The organism is Mesorhizobium sp. M0001 (genome assembly GCF_040324255.1).
Classification (GTDB): Bacteria; Pseudomonadota; Alphaproteobacteria; order Rhizobiales; family Rhizobiaceae; genus Mesorhizobium.
Genome location: NZ_JAMYVS010000003.1, coordinates 60,924 through 76,233, shown reverse-complemented (window position 1 = coordinate 76,233; position 15,310 = coordinate 60,924). Strand labels below are relative to the sequence as shown.

The 15,310-nt window shown below is 58.2% G+C and carries 12 protein-coding genes and 2 pseudogenes; 3 read left to right on the top strand and 11 right to left on the bottom strand.

The window, feature by feature from the left end:
* Nucleotides 1-137 precede the first annotated feature (137 nt).
* From NKK50_RS10205 to NKK50_RS10170, 8 genes and pseudogenes are all read right to left on the bottom strand, one after another.
* On the bottom strand, nucleotides 138-1,112 hold the full coding sequence (locus NKK50_RS10205) for a LysR family transcriptional regulator (protein ID WP_023687365.1): 975 nt from the start codon (nucleotides 1,110-1,112) through the stop codon (nucleotides 138-140).
* Nucleotides 1,113-1,176: 64 nt separating this feature from the next.
* Nucleotides 1,177-1,965, bottom strand: a complete 789-nt coding sequence (locus NKK50_RS10200; RefSeq protein WP_023687364.1) for an ABC transporter permease — start codon at nucleotides 1,963-1,965, stop codon at nucleotides 1,177-1,179.
* A gap of 3 nt (nucleotides 1,966-1,968) precedes the next feature.
* The gene (nodI, locus tag NKK50_RS10195) at nucleotides 1,969-2,880 is read right to left on the bottom strand and encodes a nodulation factor ABC transporter ATP-binding protein NodI (RefSeq protein WP_023685034.1); all 912 of its coding nucleotides are present in this window, start codon (nucleotides 2,878-2,880) and stop codon (nucleotides 1,969-1,971) included.
* 54 nt (nucleotides 2,881-2,934) lie between these two features.
* Nucleotides 2,935-3,168 (bottom strand): annotated as a pseudogene (locus NKK50_RS10190) (carbamoyltransferase N-terminal domain-containing protein); the annotation flags it as partial.
* 37 nt (nucleotides 3,169-3,205) lie between these two features.
* Nucleotides 3,206-3,835, bottom strand: a complete 630-nt coding sequence (nodS, locus tag NKK50_RS10185) for a nodulation methyltransferase NodS (RefSeq protein WP_023685032.1) — start codon at nucleotides 3,833-3,835, stop codon at nucleotides 3,206-3,208.
* A gap of 13 nt (nucleotides 3,836-3,848) precedes the next feature.
* On the bottom strand, nucleotides 3,849-5,207 hold the full coding sequence (gene nodC, locus NKK50_RS10180) for a chitooligosaccharide synthase NodC (protein ID WP_023687361.1): 1,359 nt from the start codon (nucleotides 5,205-5,207) through the stop codon (nucleotides 3,849-3,851).
* Nucleotides 5,208-5,220: 13 nt separating this feature from the next.
* The gene (gene nodB, locus NKK50_RS10175) at nucleotides 5,221-5,880 is read right to left on the bottom strand and encodes a chitooligosaccharide deacetylase NodB (protein WP_023685030.1); all 660 of its coding nucleotides are present in this window, start codon (nucleotides 5,878-5,880) and stop codon (nucleotides 5,221-5,223) included.
* Complete coding sequence (locus NKK50_RS10170; RefSeq protein ID WP_023685029.1) at nucleotides 5,877-6,470, bottom strand: NodA family N-acyltransferase; 594 nt, start codon at nucleotides 6,468-6,470, stop codon at nucleotides 5,877-5,879. Before NKK50_RS10170 ends, nodB begins: the two co-directional genes overlap by 4 nt.
* 237 nt (nucleotides 6,471-6,707) lie before the next feature.
* Between NKK50_RS10170 and NKK50_RS10165 the strand changes: the two genes are divergently transcribed.
* A complete protein-coding gene (locus NKK50_RS10165; RefSeq protein WP_352543339.1) occupies nucleotides 6,708-7,733 on the top strand; it encodes a LysR family transcriptional regulator in 1,026 nt (341 codons plus the stop codon).
* Between the two features lie 80 nt (nucleotides 7,734-7,813).
* Here the strand turns inward: NKK50_RS10165 and NKK50_RS31315 are convergent.
* The 3 genes and pseudogenes from NKK50_RS31315 to NKK50_RS10155 form a co-directional block, all read right to left on the bottom strand.
* Nucleotides 7,814-8,040, bottom strand: a pseudogene (locus NKK50_RS31315) (IS1634 family transposase); the annotation flags it as partial.
* A 291-nt stretch (nucleotides 8,041-8,331) separates the two neighbouring features.
* A complete protein-coding gene (locus NKK50_RS10160; protein ID WP_023672231.1) occupies nucleotides 8,332-9,363 on the bottom strand; it encodes a LacI family DNA-binding transcriptional regulator in 1,032 nt (343 codons plus the stop codon).
* A gap of 304 nt (nucleotides 9,364-9,667) precedes the next feature.
* Complete coding sequence (locus tag NKK50_RS10155) at nucleotides 9,668-10,996, bottom strand: dicarboxylate/amino acid:cation symporter (RefSeq protein ID WP_031244916.1); 1,329 nt, start codon at nucleotides 10,994-10,996, stop codon at nucleotides 9,668-9,670.
* Between the two features lie 1,158 nt (nucleotides 10,997-12,154).
* Here NKK50_RS10155 and nifA point away from each other — a divergent pair.
* Together nifA and hisC are read left to right on the top strand one after the other, a co-directional pair.
* A complete protein-coding gene (gene nifA / locus NKK50_RS10150; RefSeq protein WP_352543338.1) occupies nucleotides 12,155-13,921 on the top strand; it encodes a nif-specific transcriptional activator NifA in 1,767 nt (588 codons plus the stop codon).
* A gap of 232 nt (nucleotides 13,922-14,153) precedes the next feature.
* Nucleotides 14,154-15,293 carry a histidinol-phosphate transaminase gene (gene hisC / locus NKK50_RS10145; protein WP_352543337.1) on the top strand — a complete coding sequence of 380 codons (1,140 nt, stop codon included), beginning with the start codon at nucleotides 14,154-14,156 and terminating at the stop codon, nucleotides 15,291-15,293.
* The last annotated feature ends 17 nt before the right edge of the window (nucleotides 15,294-15,310 follow it).

Genomic DNA, 15,310 nt, shown 5'->3' with positions numbered 1-15,310 from the left:
CGTCATCGGACAGTTGCAGAAATCGATTGCTTGGATAGGCACACATTTACGAAATGGATGCACTCTCGTGCGCTTCGCCCTTCTGCTGAGCAGTTGCGGGGTCGCAGGCGGCGGGGGATCGCCATCCATGCCTCCTCTCATAGTCGAGGGGGGGGCAGTTTCTCAATTTGGGGACAACTCAGACGTCCGGTGCTATTAGGCAGAGGAATCATACGAGATCCCTCCTGCAACATCATTTCCCGCATCCACAGGCTTGCCGGATCACTATTGTGGAGCGCAGGCCATTGAACGGCCTCCGTGAATGCGGGAGGAAGTGGCGGCGGAAGTTTGACAATCCGCAGGGGTGTTGTTTTTGCGAAATGCTGCGCCAGCCGTAAGGGCATGGTCCCGATGCGGCTGGTGCCTGATACAACGGGCGGGATCAGGCTAAAGCCGTGTACGACAACTTCGATGCGTCTCTCGAAACCGTGCTCGAGCAAATACCATTCCTCCATGGAGAGCTGCCGGGTGTCCCCGAATTTGAACACAACCTGCCCCATCGATAAGTATCGCTCCAATGTAAGTGGCTCTGACAGCTGCTTGTTCGTGCCGCAGCCTACGCACACGAGCATATCTTCGAACAGGGCTGCGCGAGGATGTTTCGACATGAATACTTCCGGCATAATTAGAAAATCAACGTCGCCGCGCCGGAGAAGCTCCTCGGGGTCGTCGGAAATAGGGAGACATTCAAAGCGAACGGCGGGAGCTTCCCGCGCAGCACGTTCTACGATCTTCTTAAAAAATACGAGCGTGATGTAATCGGAAAGGATAATCCGGAAGCGACGATCCGATTGGGCTGGGTTGAAGGCGTCCCAGGAAATAATCGATAGCTGGATGTGCAGCAATGCCTCCCTGACTGCTGGGGCGAGCCCCTCAGCGCGAGGTGTCAAAATGAGCTCGCGGCCGCTCATCGTAAATAGCTCATCGCTGAAATAGGCGCGTAACCGAGCAACGGCGGCGCTCATTGCCGGCTGGCTCAGGTTAATACTGCGGGCCGCCGCGGTGACTTTACGTTCCCTGACCAGAGCGTCCAACACAACGAGGAGATTCAGATCGAGTCCCTTAAAACGCATGTCTTGATCTAGGCGGCGTGTGAATGGGTTGCGACCAAACATTCAATTCGAATGGTGAGTAGCGTCAACGCATCAGCCTTCGACGAAAAAGAGCAATCGAAAAGAAGAAGGGCAAAACTGTGTATATGCAAAGCGCGCCGATATGCAGGCCCATTTTGTCAATCGGACGGCCAAGCATCGCTGGACGAATGAGGTCGATTGCATGTGCGAGCGGTAATAAGGAGGCAGCATACTGAAAAGCGCCGGGCAATTGGTTGACCGGAAACATCGCGCCGCAAAGGAACAGCATGGGTGTAATAACAAGCGTATTATAAAATATGAAATATTCATAACTGGGCGCAAGCGCCGTGACGACCATCGCTAGACTCGCGAAGGCGAGGCCATTGAGAGCGATGACTGGCAGCAAGCAGAGGATGGATGGCCACGATGCGTAGCCGAGCGTGGTGGCAACAATAGTGATTGCTGTGCCCGCCATGAGGGCCTTCGTGGCTGCCCACGCCAATTCGCCGAGTAAGATATCGCCGAGCGTCAGCTGAGTGCATAGCATTCCTTCCCAGGTGCGCTGGTCGCCCATGCGGCCGAAACTCCCGTAGACCGTTTCAGCGGTCGCCGATGCCATCACGCTCGTGGCAACCATGCCAGCCGCGAGAAACGCAATGTACGAAGTGCCCTCAACAGGACCTATCATTGTTCCGATGCCAAAGCCGAGACCGAACAGATAGATCATCGGATCGGCGAGGTTGCCGAGAACCGATGCAAGCCCGATTTTCTTCCATCCAAGATAGTTGCGGCGCCAAACCGCGACCCAATTCCACGCATTGGCGGGCATGCCCGCCGCATAACGTTCGCCCATTGTTCAGTCCTCCATCTCGCGCCCGGTTAACCGCAAAAACACATCCTCGAGGTTGGGGGGACGCTGCAGAAGGCGTAGACCCGTGCGCCCGCGTAGCTGCGCCAGCACCTGCTCCGGATCGGGTGCATAGCAAAAAAGCGTCTCACCGCTCACCTCGATGCGCTGTGCGTACGGCCGGATCAGCGCACCCAGTTCATGCGGATTGCCGCCGTAGACCTCCACCACGTCACAGCCGATCTGCTCGTCAATGAGTTCGGACGGGCGACCTTCGGCGATCTTGCGCCCCTCCTCCATAACGCACAGCCGATCGCACAGCCGCTCGGCCTCTTCCATGAAATGGGTAGTCAAAAGAATAGTCTTGCCCCGCGCCAGCAGCGACCGCAGCCGATCCCAGATCAGGTGGCGGGCCTGCGGATCGAGGCCGGTGGTCGGCTCGTCCATCACCAGCAAGTGCGGGTCATTGATGAGCGCACGCGCAAGCGTCAGGCGCCGCTTCATGCCGCCGGACAGTTCGGCGACGCGCGCATCCGCTTTGTTCTCGAGGCGGGCGAACTCAAGCAGCGATGGTATGACCGCATCGATCTGGCGTCTGCTCATCCGGAAGTAGCGCCCGAACACCAACAGGTTCTCGCGTACAGTGAACGCGGCATCAAGATTGTCGAACTGCGGGACCACGCCGATGCGCATACGTGCCAAACGCGCGCGCGCCGGCACTGGAGCGCCGAGCACAGTAATCTTCCCCGCATCAGGCGATGTCATGCCGAGGACCATACGCGCAATCGTGCTTTTGCCCGCGCCGTTCGGTCCCAAGAGCCCGAAGCATTCCCCCGCCGCAACGCGGAACGACAGCCTGTCGACAACGAGCTTGTCATAAGTTTTGCTTACGTCAGTAAGGTCGATCGCTATCATGGACATGGGTTCATTTTACCGAGAGGGACGACAAAACTGGCGGTTGCTTGGTTCCCTGCCGACCTGAAACTGTGACTCGTCTTCGTCATCCCCGCCGTCGATAACGAACTGATCGACATCACAAGGATCTAGCCGCTGCTCCGCTAAAGCGGCGACAATTGCGTCGAGATTATCGATGGGTTGGTATCGCGGATCGTTGTGCCGCTTTTCCTGGTCATCGCAGAAGACGAGCCGTCCATCCTGGACCAGGGCGATCGCCCCATCATGGGTCAGCTTGGTACCACAGATGCGCATAGTGTCTCCACGTTAACGGCGATAGATTCGAGATTCATCAGGAAGCGGAAATCGGATTCCGGAAACGGACGAGCAAGCAGTCTTCGTTGACCGACTCGCCCCGACACTCAAGCCGCTCTACCTCGATCAACGTTTCGTTCAGCATGGCGATGACCGGCTCAGCACCAGCGGCGTGACCCCAGCGACGGCAATTAGCATCCCTTGCCGATCCGAAGATCAGATGCCCGCCTGGCGCAAGCACCCGCACCAGGTTTTTGACGGCCGCGCGCATCTCGGCTATGTCTCCGAGGTAGTAGAGGACCTCCGCCACAACGATCACGTCAAACAACTCGTCGGTCGAAAACTGTTGAACATCGCAGACTATCCAGTTGATGCGCGACGGCTCCTTTATCCGTTGACGTGCTCGAGCAATCGCTTGCGCCACGACATCGATGACGGTGAGCCCTTGGCAGTAGGGGGCTAGTTTTTCCGTGAATGCGCCGGCAGCGCACCCGACTTCGAGGGCATTTGTAATGGAGCCTTGGGCAAGCGCCAGCTGGAGCATTTGCGTGTGGCGCTTCCGCTCGAATGGATTGCCGTCGAGGCCCCACGGATCGTCGGCGGCCAATTCCCGATCAAGCAACTGATGATTCACGTTCTGGGTCAAACTCGTGCACCTCTCGTCCATTAGGTATTTGCGATCAATCGTCGCCGCAAATGTTGTCCGACAGGACTAATTCCGAAGAATCCCGCGCAAGACTGAGCCTGCGAAGCGGAGCCGAATGGGGCGAGAGTTCTGCCCTGCTGGAACCAGTGATCGGAGCTTGGGTGGGGGCCTGTTTTCCCCCAGTGTTCGATGTAGCGACAGCAGAGCTTCGCGACAGCCAATCGCTATTGCTCAAGGTACACAGCGCGTAGGCCTTCAACGGAAGCAAGAGAAAGACGTTGATGAACGTGTGCAGCGAAAAGCCAAGAAATCGAAATTGTCGAGCACGAAATGCTACCACGCTGCATCGGAGCATGGTCATGGACACAATCATCAGTCCTGTCCACCAAGGCACAGTGCCTGTCAGTGCGAAATGTGCGAGGCCCGTTAATACCGATAGGGCGAGGAGTAGCGCGCCGAGATTCTGTCCGACCACGTCCAACGTGAGATAGCTATTTAGGCTAGGCAGCAAGCGCAGCCCAAGCAGTGTGTCCCGGAATGTGCTTCGTGCCCAACGGAGTTGTTGGCGCAGATACGGTCCGAGTCTGTTCGGAACGACTGTGGCCGCGATGGCGCTCGGAACGTATTCGGTTCGAAAGCCTGCTTTCAGCATCAGGATAGTGAGATGGCGATCCTCACCGAAGTCGCTTGGCTTGCCCCGAAAAAATTGCGACTCGTACTGGTCCAGTAACAAAAGGAGCGCAGACCGGCGGTACATGGCACATGGGCCGCAACAGCACATAACGGCACCGAAGCGAGCCTGTGCCGCGCGCTCCTCGTTGCAAGCCAGCCAGTACTCCATGTCTATCAGCCTGGTCAGCCAGCTCTCGGTTCGGTTACTGGCCGTCAACTGACCCATGACTGCGCCGACCGCTGAATCTCGCATCTTCGGTACAAGCTTGGAAATGACGTCGGGCGCGAGTACCGTGTCTGAATCAACGTTAAGCACCAGATCCCCTGATGAGCGTCGTATCGCGGCGATCTGCGCCTTGCGCTTTCCAACATTCTCGGGAAGCAAAATGATGTCGAACCTGGGGTCGCGCGCGTAGTCTTCGTGGACAGTTCCTAAGGCTTCGCGATTTCCAGAACCGTCATCAACCAAATAGACCCGAAGTCTTCCGGCGTATTCTTGGTCTGCAATGGAAGCCAGGCACTCTGAAAGCGTGCGCGGATCCTCGTTGAAGCAGGGGACGATGACATCCACGCTGGGCAGTTTGTCGGAGCCGGCGAGAACCTCCAACGCCGACGAATCCTTTGTCGGCATAGCATAAAGCCCTTGCATGCTCTTATAGGCAGTCGAGAGCAGTGCATAAAGCGAAATGGCCACAGTGCTGGTTGTACCAAGAAGAGTCATGGGATCTCGTTGTTCAGTGATGTTGAGGAAGTGAGCGGATTACAAATCCGCGCTCACGCAGTGCTGGAATCAGCCGGGACAGCGCCGTGACCGTCTGGTCGCGCATGCCGGCGTGAGCGCCCTGGCTCAACTCGCCGGGAGGGCATCCGTCGTGCAAGAGTACAATTGCGCCCGGCCGGACGGAGGCGAGCACTTTATCGATAATCGCCTCGACTCCAGGGCGAGACCAATCTCGAGGGTCGACGGACCAATGAAGGGCCGCCAGCCCGGCGATCTGTGATGCTGTGCAGACTTCTTCGCTCCAGGCGCCGTAGGGCGCGCGAACAAAGCGGACCGAGGCCTGCGGGCACGCTCTCATGATCGCGTCGTTCGCTTCAAAGACCTCACGTTGCACTTCGCCGAAACCGCATTGGTACGGATCCGGATGAGACATCGTGTGGTTGCCTACCTCGTGCCCTTCTGCGATCATCCGTTGGATTAGATATGGGTGCTCTAAGGCGTAGGCGCCGATGACGAAGAAAGTCGCCGGCACCCGCTGCTCTGCCAGCACGTCGAGAATCTCCGGTGTGAAAAGTGGATTGGGACCGTCGTCAAACGTCAGATAAACGCTTCGACGGCCGGTGCCGTCAGAGCACTCACGGCGCACTTCGTACAAGCAATCGGACCGGCTCATAGCTCTGGTCCGTTCCGATCTATCATCGTGCCCGTGGGCCATTCGCTGATCGGCCGTCCAACTGGCAGAACAATTGTGAGTGCGTCATCGATGCGTGTGGGCGGCAGGTCGAGGCGGGCCTCTGGTCGGGTGGAGCGCACGCGAATTCCCGACAAAACGGCCATAGGGCTGTATCGCCGTCCGAACCTCTCAACATGATTCCGCATCGCGTCCCTGACCGTTCCGAAAGCGAATGGAACGCCAAGCTCCTGCAGTATTGGAAGCATGACATGGATTGAATGGGCGATTCCCAGACCCTCAAGGTCCGGACGTACCCCGTACAGGCCCAGTTCAGCCACCAACAGGTCGACCGCGTCGACCTTGATGAAACGGCGCAGTATGCCCATGTGAGCCGCTACACCGCTTGAATCATAGGCGATTACGCGGAGTTCAGGCCTGGCTCCGGCCCAGCTTCGACTACCTTCGAACGGTTCTGCGTTGGACGCCCCAGTCGGCCCGTACGTATCACGAAAGAACTCGGCGAGCTTAACGTGATCGGAGAGCTGCAACTCGTTTTCCCAGCACAACTTCCACTGCACCTGATGGCGCATTCAGGACCTCTCTTCATATTGGTTTTTGCGGCCGCATTACTCGACCAAAGCGGCGTTGGTGGCTGCACTCAGCCGTTGTCGTTGGCGAAGGTGAGCCAGACGCTCTCTCGAGTTCCGGCCCGTGTCGTCGATTTGAGCTTGACGTCGCTCACTTTCCGTTCCTCTAATGCATGGCTCGTAAATTCGTAAAATTGATTGTTTGAATGATACGCATCCACACGTTGGATAGAACATGACATGCGTTTTAAAGGGCTGGATCTAAATCTCCTCGTTGTGCTGGACGCTCTGATGAGGGAGCGTAAAGTCACTGCCGCGGCTCGCAGTATCAACCTGAGCCAGCCGGCCATGAGCGCCGCCGTTGCTCGGCTACGCGCCTATTTCAACGATGAGCTATTTACGATGAACGGCCGCGAGCTCATTTTGACGCCGCGCGCCGACGGGCTCGCCCCAGCAGTCCGGGACGCATTGCTGCACATCCAGCTATCGATTATTTCCCCCGACGCCTTCAACCCGGCCCAATCGGATCGTCTCTTCCGAATCATGCTTTCCGATTACATCACGCTCGTATTTTTTAGGAAGATAGTAGAGCGCGCTGCGCGGGAAGCTCCCGCCGTTCGCTTTGAATGTCTGCCTATTTGCGACGACCCCGAGGAGCTTCTCCGGCGCGGCGACGTTGATTTTCTGATCATGCCGGAAGTGTTCATGTCGAAACATCCTCGCGCAGCCCTGTTCGAAGATAAGCTCGTAGGCGTAGGCTGCGGCACGAACAAGCAGCTGTCGGAGCCACTTACATTCGAGCGATACTTGTGTATGGGACATGTTGTGCTCAGATTCAGGCACACCCGGCAGCCCACCATGGAGGAATGGTATTTGCTCGAGCACGGTTTCGAGAGACGTATCGAAGTTGTCGTACAGGGCTTTAGCCTGATCCCGCCCGTCCTGTCAGGCACCAACCGCATCGGGACCATGCCCTTACGGCTGGCGCAGCATTTCGCAAAAACAACACCCCTGCGGATTGTCCAACTTCCGCCGCCACTTCCTCCTCCTGCATTCACGGAAGCCGTCCAATGGCCTGAGCTTCACAATAGTGATCCGGCAAGCGTGTGGATGCGGGAAATGATGTTGCAGGAGGCATCTCGCCTGGCGCCTTTGCCTGAAATCATTGAGCGTCTCGGGCACGCCGATCCGACCTTTCGTTTCTTGGTACCGACTGCCACCTCGAAATCGCGTGCGAAGTCCCGGAAGATGTTGAGCCCCACCTAATCACCGCCTGTAAGACAGGCTGATCAGCATGTTCGACAAGCGCCGGCGCGGCGCGTGTTACCTACGTTCTGGGGCTGATCTCAGGCGAGTTGCTCGTCGAGGATGTGTGGCAGAGTGATGCCAGCTGCCTTGATTGCCCGCTTTGGCCGTAGGTGGTGACGACGCGAGCATTCTTTTCGATGGCGGCTTCTGGAGGCGGACGCGATCGCGTAGGAGCGGTTGCCCTTCGGGGTCGGGCCTTTGGCCCGGCAGAGCGGCGCAGTTCCTTGCTAAGTGCGAGGGGCCGGAACGAGCAGAACACACGCCCGGGCTGCTACTGAATTGACTGCCGCCTCGATGTGCGTGCGAAGTCCCAGAAGATGGTTAGCCCGGTTAAATTCCTACCTTGCCGGCTGTGCCGCGGCTTTTCACGTGCAGCCAGGCGAGGAGATGGCGGTCGACGAGGTCGACCCCAAATGGACTGTGCTGGCCTCGCTCGGCTCTTGCCGTGCGGGATCATTGACCACACCCCCTGCACGAGAACGTGGGGCATGTTGGCAAGTGAAGCCGGTGGAGGTTGACGCTGCGGATCTAGGCAATCTACCTCGCGCTTCCGCCTTCATATATTTTCCGGCAGATGGATGTCGAACGGCAGAAATGTCTGTCCGGGTGTTTCAGCGGTGCCGGTCTCGATAGCCCGTGTCATCAGCGTTATCAGCTCCTGGCAAAGCCGGCGCATTGGCGTGGCGACCGCCATCGTGACGATGTTATCTGCAAGCGCTGCCCGAGACTCAGGTGTGATTTCATTCACGATCGCGACGAGATCCCGACTTTTGCCCTCTTCTCGGAGCGCGGAGATGGCGCCCTCCATGCCGCCGCCGGCGACATAGAAGCCGACGAGCTCGGGCTCCCGCTGCATGAGATCAAGCGTTGCCTCGTAGGTGATCTGCCGTTTCTCGAGGTTCATGACCGGATCCAGCACCTCGAACGTGGGCGCGTTCTCACGGCAATAGGAGCGAAAGCCGACGTCACGGAGCTCGTGCCCCTGGAAACGATGGCTGCCGACAAACACCGCCACTTTGCCGGGCCGTTTTGCGACCTTGGACACCATCCAAGCGGCCGTGCGCCCCACCTTGCGGTTGTTGAGGCCGATATACCCCTGTCGCACGCCGGCGGCGAAGTCGGAAAGCAGCGAGAAAACCGGAATGCCCTTGGCCTTGAGGTCCTCAACCGCTGCTGTGATTTTCGGGTGGTCCGGTGCCACCATCGCGATTGCATGGCAGCGTGCGCCCAACTCCTTGAGCGGCGCGATCAGGTCGCTCGGCATATGTGACGGGGCGAATTCGACGAGCGGAATGCCGTGGAAGGACTGGGCCAAATTGACCGATGCTTCGACCTCGCGCGCAAAATCTTGGTAGAAATGCTGGGCCGGTTTTCTCAAGATGAAGCCCAGACGGTAGTGCGGTAGGTCTCGCCGCAACCGCTGCTTGATTAGCCCGGCAGCATGATAGCCGATCGCCTGGGCGGCGTCGTGGACCCGCCGCGCGGTCTCCTCGCGCACCGGATGGCGGGCGTTCAGAACCCGATCGATCGTTGCTACGCTGACTCGGGCTTCGCGGGCGAGATCGGCAATTGTGGGGCGCTTGGTCATAGGTCCTATTCTGATTGGTTTTTGACGCGGGCCGGCTCTCTGTCCGCCTAACGCGTTTCGGTTTCGGGTGGCAAAGTGAAGACGTCCCCATACGAATGGGCACAGCGTGTTGGACGAACATCATTGCAGACGTAAACCGGCCGGGTATACTGAAAGGCTCATTCGCTTAAAGGGCGGTGACGATTTGCACTCACACATTTAGCGCTTCTGATACATGGTCCGTGAGGAGCCGTTTAGAGGCTGCGGGTCGGTCGTTCAGTTATGTGACCAGCTAAGCGACTTCACAGGTCGTGGGCCGCCCATCTTACTTGCAGGAGGGTAGCCGGTTTGATGCCTCGGTAAGCTGATGACCGCTGAAGGCAGCTTTCATCTGTGCTCGGTCCAACTCTCCTTCCCAGCGTGCGACGACGAGGGATGCCACTGCGTTGCCGACGCAATTCGTCAGCGCCCGGCATTCGGACATGAATCGGTCGATGCCGAGTATCAGTGCCATCCCAGCAACGGGAACACTCGGAACTACCGCGAGCGTAGCCGCCAGGGTGATGAAGCCCGCACCTGTCACACCTGCAGCGCCCTTGGAGGAAAGCATTGCTACGAGCAGCAGCAGCACCTGATCGCCGATGGACAGATCCGTGTTCGTCGCCTGTGCGATGAAGAGAGCCGCTAGCGTCATGTAGATATTCGTGCCGTCCAGATTGAACGAATATCCGGCCGGGATGACGAGACCCACAACCGAACGCCTGGCGCCCGCCTTCTCCATTTTCTCCATCAGCGACGGGAGCGCCGCCTCCGAGGAGGACGTTGCGAGGACAAGCAGCAGCTCTTCCTTGATGTAACGAATGAGAGAACAAATCGAAAAGCCGTTGTAACGGCAGACTGCGCCGAGAACCCCGAACACGAAGAGGAAGGCGGTGAAATAGAACGTCGCGACCAGCATCGCGAGGTTGACTACCGAACCGATGCCATATCTGCCGATGGTGAAGGCCATCGCGCCAAAAGCGCCGATCGGCGCGGCCTTCATCAGAATTCCGACGAGCTTGAAGACAGGCACAATGAGCGCCTGGAGGAAGGAAACGACAGGCTTGCCCGTCTCTCCGGCCATCGCAAGCGCCATGCCGAACAGAACCGAGAAGAACAGCACCTGCAGGATGTCGCCTTCCGCGAAGGCACCGACGATCGTTGGCGGGATAATGTTCATCAGGAAGCCGGTGACCGACTGCGCTTTGGCTTTTGCGGCATAGGTATTCACGGCCTGGACATCGAGCGAGGCCGGATCGATGTTCAGGCCGTCGCCAGGCTGGACGACATTGGCGACGATGAGGCCGACGATCAGCGCGAGCGTTGAGAAGGTGAGGAAATAAACCATTGCCTTGCCGGCGACCCGGCCGACCTTATGAAGATCGTTCATGCCGGCAATGCCGGTCGCAATTGTCAGGAAGATGACAGGCGCGATGATCATCTTGACCAGCTTGATGAAGGCATCACCCAGCGGCTTCAGGCTCTCGCCGGTCTCCGGATAAAAATAGCCAATTGCGACGCCGAGCGCGATGGCGGCAAGCACCTGGGCGTAGAGCTTGGTGTAGAAGGGTTTGCGGGGCGCGGGACTCGCGCCGCGGACTTGTGCACCTGACACTGTTTCTCTCTCCCTGACCGGATCGAGGTGGCGTGACTTCTCCCGGGCTTCTCCCTATCGCGGCGCTCCGGTCGAACGCTGCACCAACGCCGCCGCAATACCCATGCCAGATGAATCCGCATCACCTGAACTGACGTGGGCTCGCCAATGATGGAGGAATGCGGTGTCAGACCAGCGGGCAAGGTCGCGGTCCGAACGCCCTTGATGGTCTCTGGCAGAGTGCTGCCGGTCGATCCCTCTGGCTAGCGGTTTGCTGCACAGAGCGTGGTGGGGTCCTCGTTAGCCGGCTTTGGACCGGGCCCCATCGTTGGCGCCAGCGCGTACCAATAGGTCGCCTGTTCAAGGCCGTCCAGATGTCAGGCTAACTTACCCCTGTTCGGAAGCGCTCGTTTCTGGACAGCCTACGACCATGCAGCCACTGCAATGCACAGAATAAATTCGGACGGTCCTTTGGACGACCCATTTTGCAAATCAACGCCCGCAGCAGGGGCAGCCGTTTTCAAGCGGTCGCATCGTAATCTGTTCAGACTTTTCGATACGCTCATTGAGTGCGCCGATTTCGGCCCCAGGCCGGTGATGGTGCTGACCACGACGATGCGATTCAGAAGTTGCGAGCACCGCCTAGGAAGTCGTACTCAACGCCAGCTTCGCGCCTTCACACCCGACATCGCCGCCGCCTGATCAACTCGAGAATAATGGCGGTTGCCGCAACCGACCAGTGCCGTTGGCGGTTACTATCGCTCCCGCCCCTCCTTCGCGGGCGCTGGTGAATGGCACGGCCCCGCATTTACACTCCGCGCGGTCAGCCGCTCGGGCAACGCATGGCCGGCCCAGGTATTTCTGCTTCAACGCAAAGATAGAACTGATGAATCCTATCATAGGCCGCGAGGTTTCCTTTCACAGATGAAAGAAAGCTCGATTGACTATGCCGCCTCGCTCCAGTCTTTTGAAAACAACGTGTGTTTGCCCGGGGCAAGCCAATAACATGGCCAAGCCTCGTGAGGGAGTAGCCAAGCGATGCGTCAGGGCTAGACCCGCTTTGCACTCGACCACACGGCGGCGGCACGAGTTCACGTCGGAGCATTTTCGCGCGTGCCCGCGACGTCGCGGGCGCACATGCCGCCAGCCTAGATTTGATGGCGCGAGATCGAGGATCACATGCACCACAACATTAGCAAGTCAGAACAGAATGCCCGCGACTGCGGCATCTCGCTGCCGAATGCGATAAAGGGTTGTCCAAAGCCCGACACGAATCCTGCGAATGTGGCATTGCACGAGCGCGCGCTAACCGGCATCTTCGAAATATCGAAAGTACTCGCCGATGCCGCCCGGCTCGAACTCAAGTTGGCCAAGGTAGTCGATCTCCTGCACTCGTTTGTGCAGATGCGGCACGGCATCATCGCTCTCTGCGATGCCGAGGGCGGACTGGACATCACAGTGGCCAGCGGCTGCGGCACGAACGGCAATGAGCCCTCCCGGTCGCGCCTGCCGCGCAACGCCATCGATCAGATTGTCACGACCGACACGCCGCTCGTCGCCGACGACATAGCGATGCATCCGACCTTCACTGCCACTGATATCGAAGTGCTTGGGGCCTCCGACGCCGTGTCGTTCATCGGCGTTCCCATTCGTGTTGATGGGAACGCCATAGGCGCGCTGACTTTGGACCGGGTTTTGGAAAGCAGGTCAAGCTATCGGCTCGACGATGATGTCCGGCTGCTCACCATGATTGCCAACATGGTGGGACAGACAGTCAAGTTGCATCGCTTCTCCGCGGCCGACAGCGAGCGAGCGCCGGAGCTGGAACATCGGCTGCAAACGAAATTTTCTGATGTTAAGCACCCTGCACCCCGGCGCAAAAAGGTTCACGTCGAGGGGATGATTGGTGACAGTCCGGCGATAAGCGCCCTGCTGGAGAAGATCGCGGTCGTAGCGAAGGCAAAAACCACAGTTCTGTTGCGAGGTGAGTCCGGTACCGGGAAGGAGCTGGCTGCCAAGGCAATTCACGAGTTGTCGCCGCGCGCCAAGCGGCCCTTCGTTAAACTCAATTGTGCAGCGCTCCCAGAGACAGTCCTGGAATCCGAATTGTTCGGTCATGAGAAGGGTGCCTTCACAAGCGCATTCAATTCCCGCAAGGGGCGCTTTGAGCTCGCTGACAAGGGGACGTTGTTTCTGGATGAGATTGGCGAGATCTCGGCCTCGTTCCAGGCAAAGCTACTGCGCGTGCTGCAGGAGCAGGAGTTTGAGCGCGTCGGCAGCAATCAGACCATCAAGGTCGACGTTCGCGTGATTGCCGCCACGAACAGGAACCTGGAAGAGGCGGTTGCAAGGAATGAGTTCCGCGCCGACCTATACTACCGCATCAACGTGGTTCCCTTGCTGGTACCAGCATTGCGCCAAAGGCGCAGCGATATTCCGCTCCTCGCAGCTGAGTTTCTCAAGAAGTTCAACAACGAGAACGGCTGTACGCTCACCTTCGATCCGCGTGCGATTGAAGTGCTGATGAAATGTGAGTTTCCCGGCAACATTCGCGAGCTTGAAAATTGCGTGCACCGGACAGCGATCCTGGCCGAGGGACTGTCAATCGGGAGAAACGACTTTGCCTGCTCCCAAGGCCAATGCTTTGCCGAGGCGCTGTGGAAGTGCAGATCGGGCAAGGCCGCGCTGCAACCACCGCCGATCCTGCCGGAGTCAGCGAATTTGGCCACGCCCCCGGACGAGGCCGCCAGTTCGGCCGCGACTACAGGCCCGCTTGCTGGCGCAACCCACCCAATTGGCGCGAGGACGCCCGATATAGAGCGCGTCATTGCTGCCATGGAAAGATGTGGCTGGGTGCAGGCAAAGGCAGCGCGCTTGCTTGGGCTGACCCCGCGCCAGATTGGCTACGTGCTGAGGAAATACGGCGTCGAGATCAAGCGTCTTTGAAAGCATGACCCTGGGCATGAGCTGAGCCGCTTAGCGCCTTGGCGCCGCGCAGCGATGCAGATCCGCGTGCGCGTCAACTCGATTCGACCGAGGACAGCCTGGCTGAATTCCCATCTCAGCCGGCGCTGCGACCATTGTGTGAAAGGCAACCCTGCCATCGTCAATCCCGTCCGCCATGTTGCTCTCGTTGCGAGCTCATACGCATGCCCCCTGTACTGAAACGGAGTCAAATATGTCCGACGCAAAACTGCAAACTGTGCTTTCGGCTCTTTCGCAAGTGACACGACAGTTGGATGCTCTGCCGTCCAACGGACCAGCGCCGGACGCAAATCTTATCAAGCTGAATACGAATGAGAACCCGTTTCCGTTGCCGCCAATCATAATGCAAAGTGCAGTGGCGGCCCTCAAGCGCCAGTATCTATATCCGGATGACGATAACTTAAGATTGAGGGAAGCTGCGTCCAGCACCTATGGCGTTTCCAGGGATCAGGTCATCGCTGGCAACGGGTCGTCTGAACTGCTCGGACTGATCTACAGAGCTTTCCTCGCACCCGGCGACAAGGTTGCGATGATGTCGCCAGGGTTTTCGTTCAACCGCAAACTTGCCATGCTTCAGGGCGCTGAGTTCCTCGAAATCGGATGTCAAGCTCATTCCCTGCCAATGGAGCAATTGCTTTCCGGTGCGGCAAAAGACGCCAAGTTTATTATGTTGGCCAATCCAAACAATCCGACCGGAACATTCCTCCCGATAAGCGATATCGAATGCCTCGTAGCACAATCGGACCGCTTGATTGTCCTTGATGAGGCCTACGTCGACTTTGCACCCGATCACGGACTGCGCCTCATCAACCGGTATTCGAATCTTCTGATCTTGAGGTCATTCTCGAAAAGCTATGCCGCCGCCGGCATTCGCGTCGGCTTCGGTTTCGGTCACCCTGAAATTATTGGAAGGCTGCGAAACATCCAGAACGTCTTCAACATGAACGTGATCGGGCATGCCGTTGGTATCAGCGTGCTTGCGCATCGCGGCGCCTACGCAGACAACCACAAGCACATCAAGGATGAACGAGAGCGAGTGACAGTTGCACTATCGCAACTCGGATTTTCCGTAACACCCTCCCGCGCAAATTTCTTGCTGGCCCGTGTGCCCGCGGGACAGGACGGCTCATGGTGGCAAGCAGCATTGGAGAGGCAAAAGATACTTGTCGCGTTTTTTCCGGACAAAGGCTTGGAACACTGTATCCGCGTCAGCATCGGCACAAAAGAGCAGATGGATGAATTTCTTGCTGCCGCTGGCGACATTGCTGGAAGCTTAACGGTGCCAAGCTCCAGAGGCAGGGAAGCGTCAGGCTCTGCTTCTTCGTTACGCTGACGCTAATCGGCGATCAC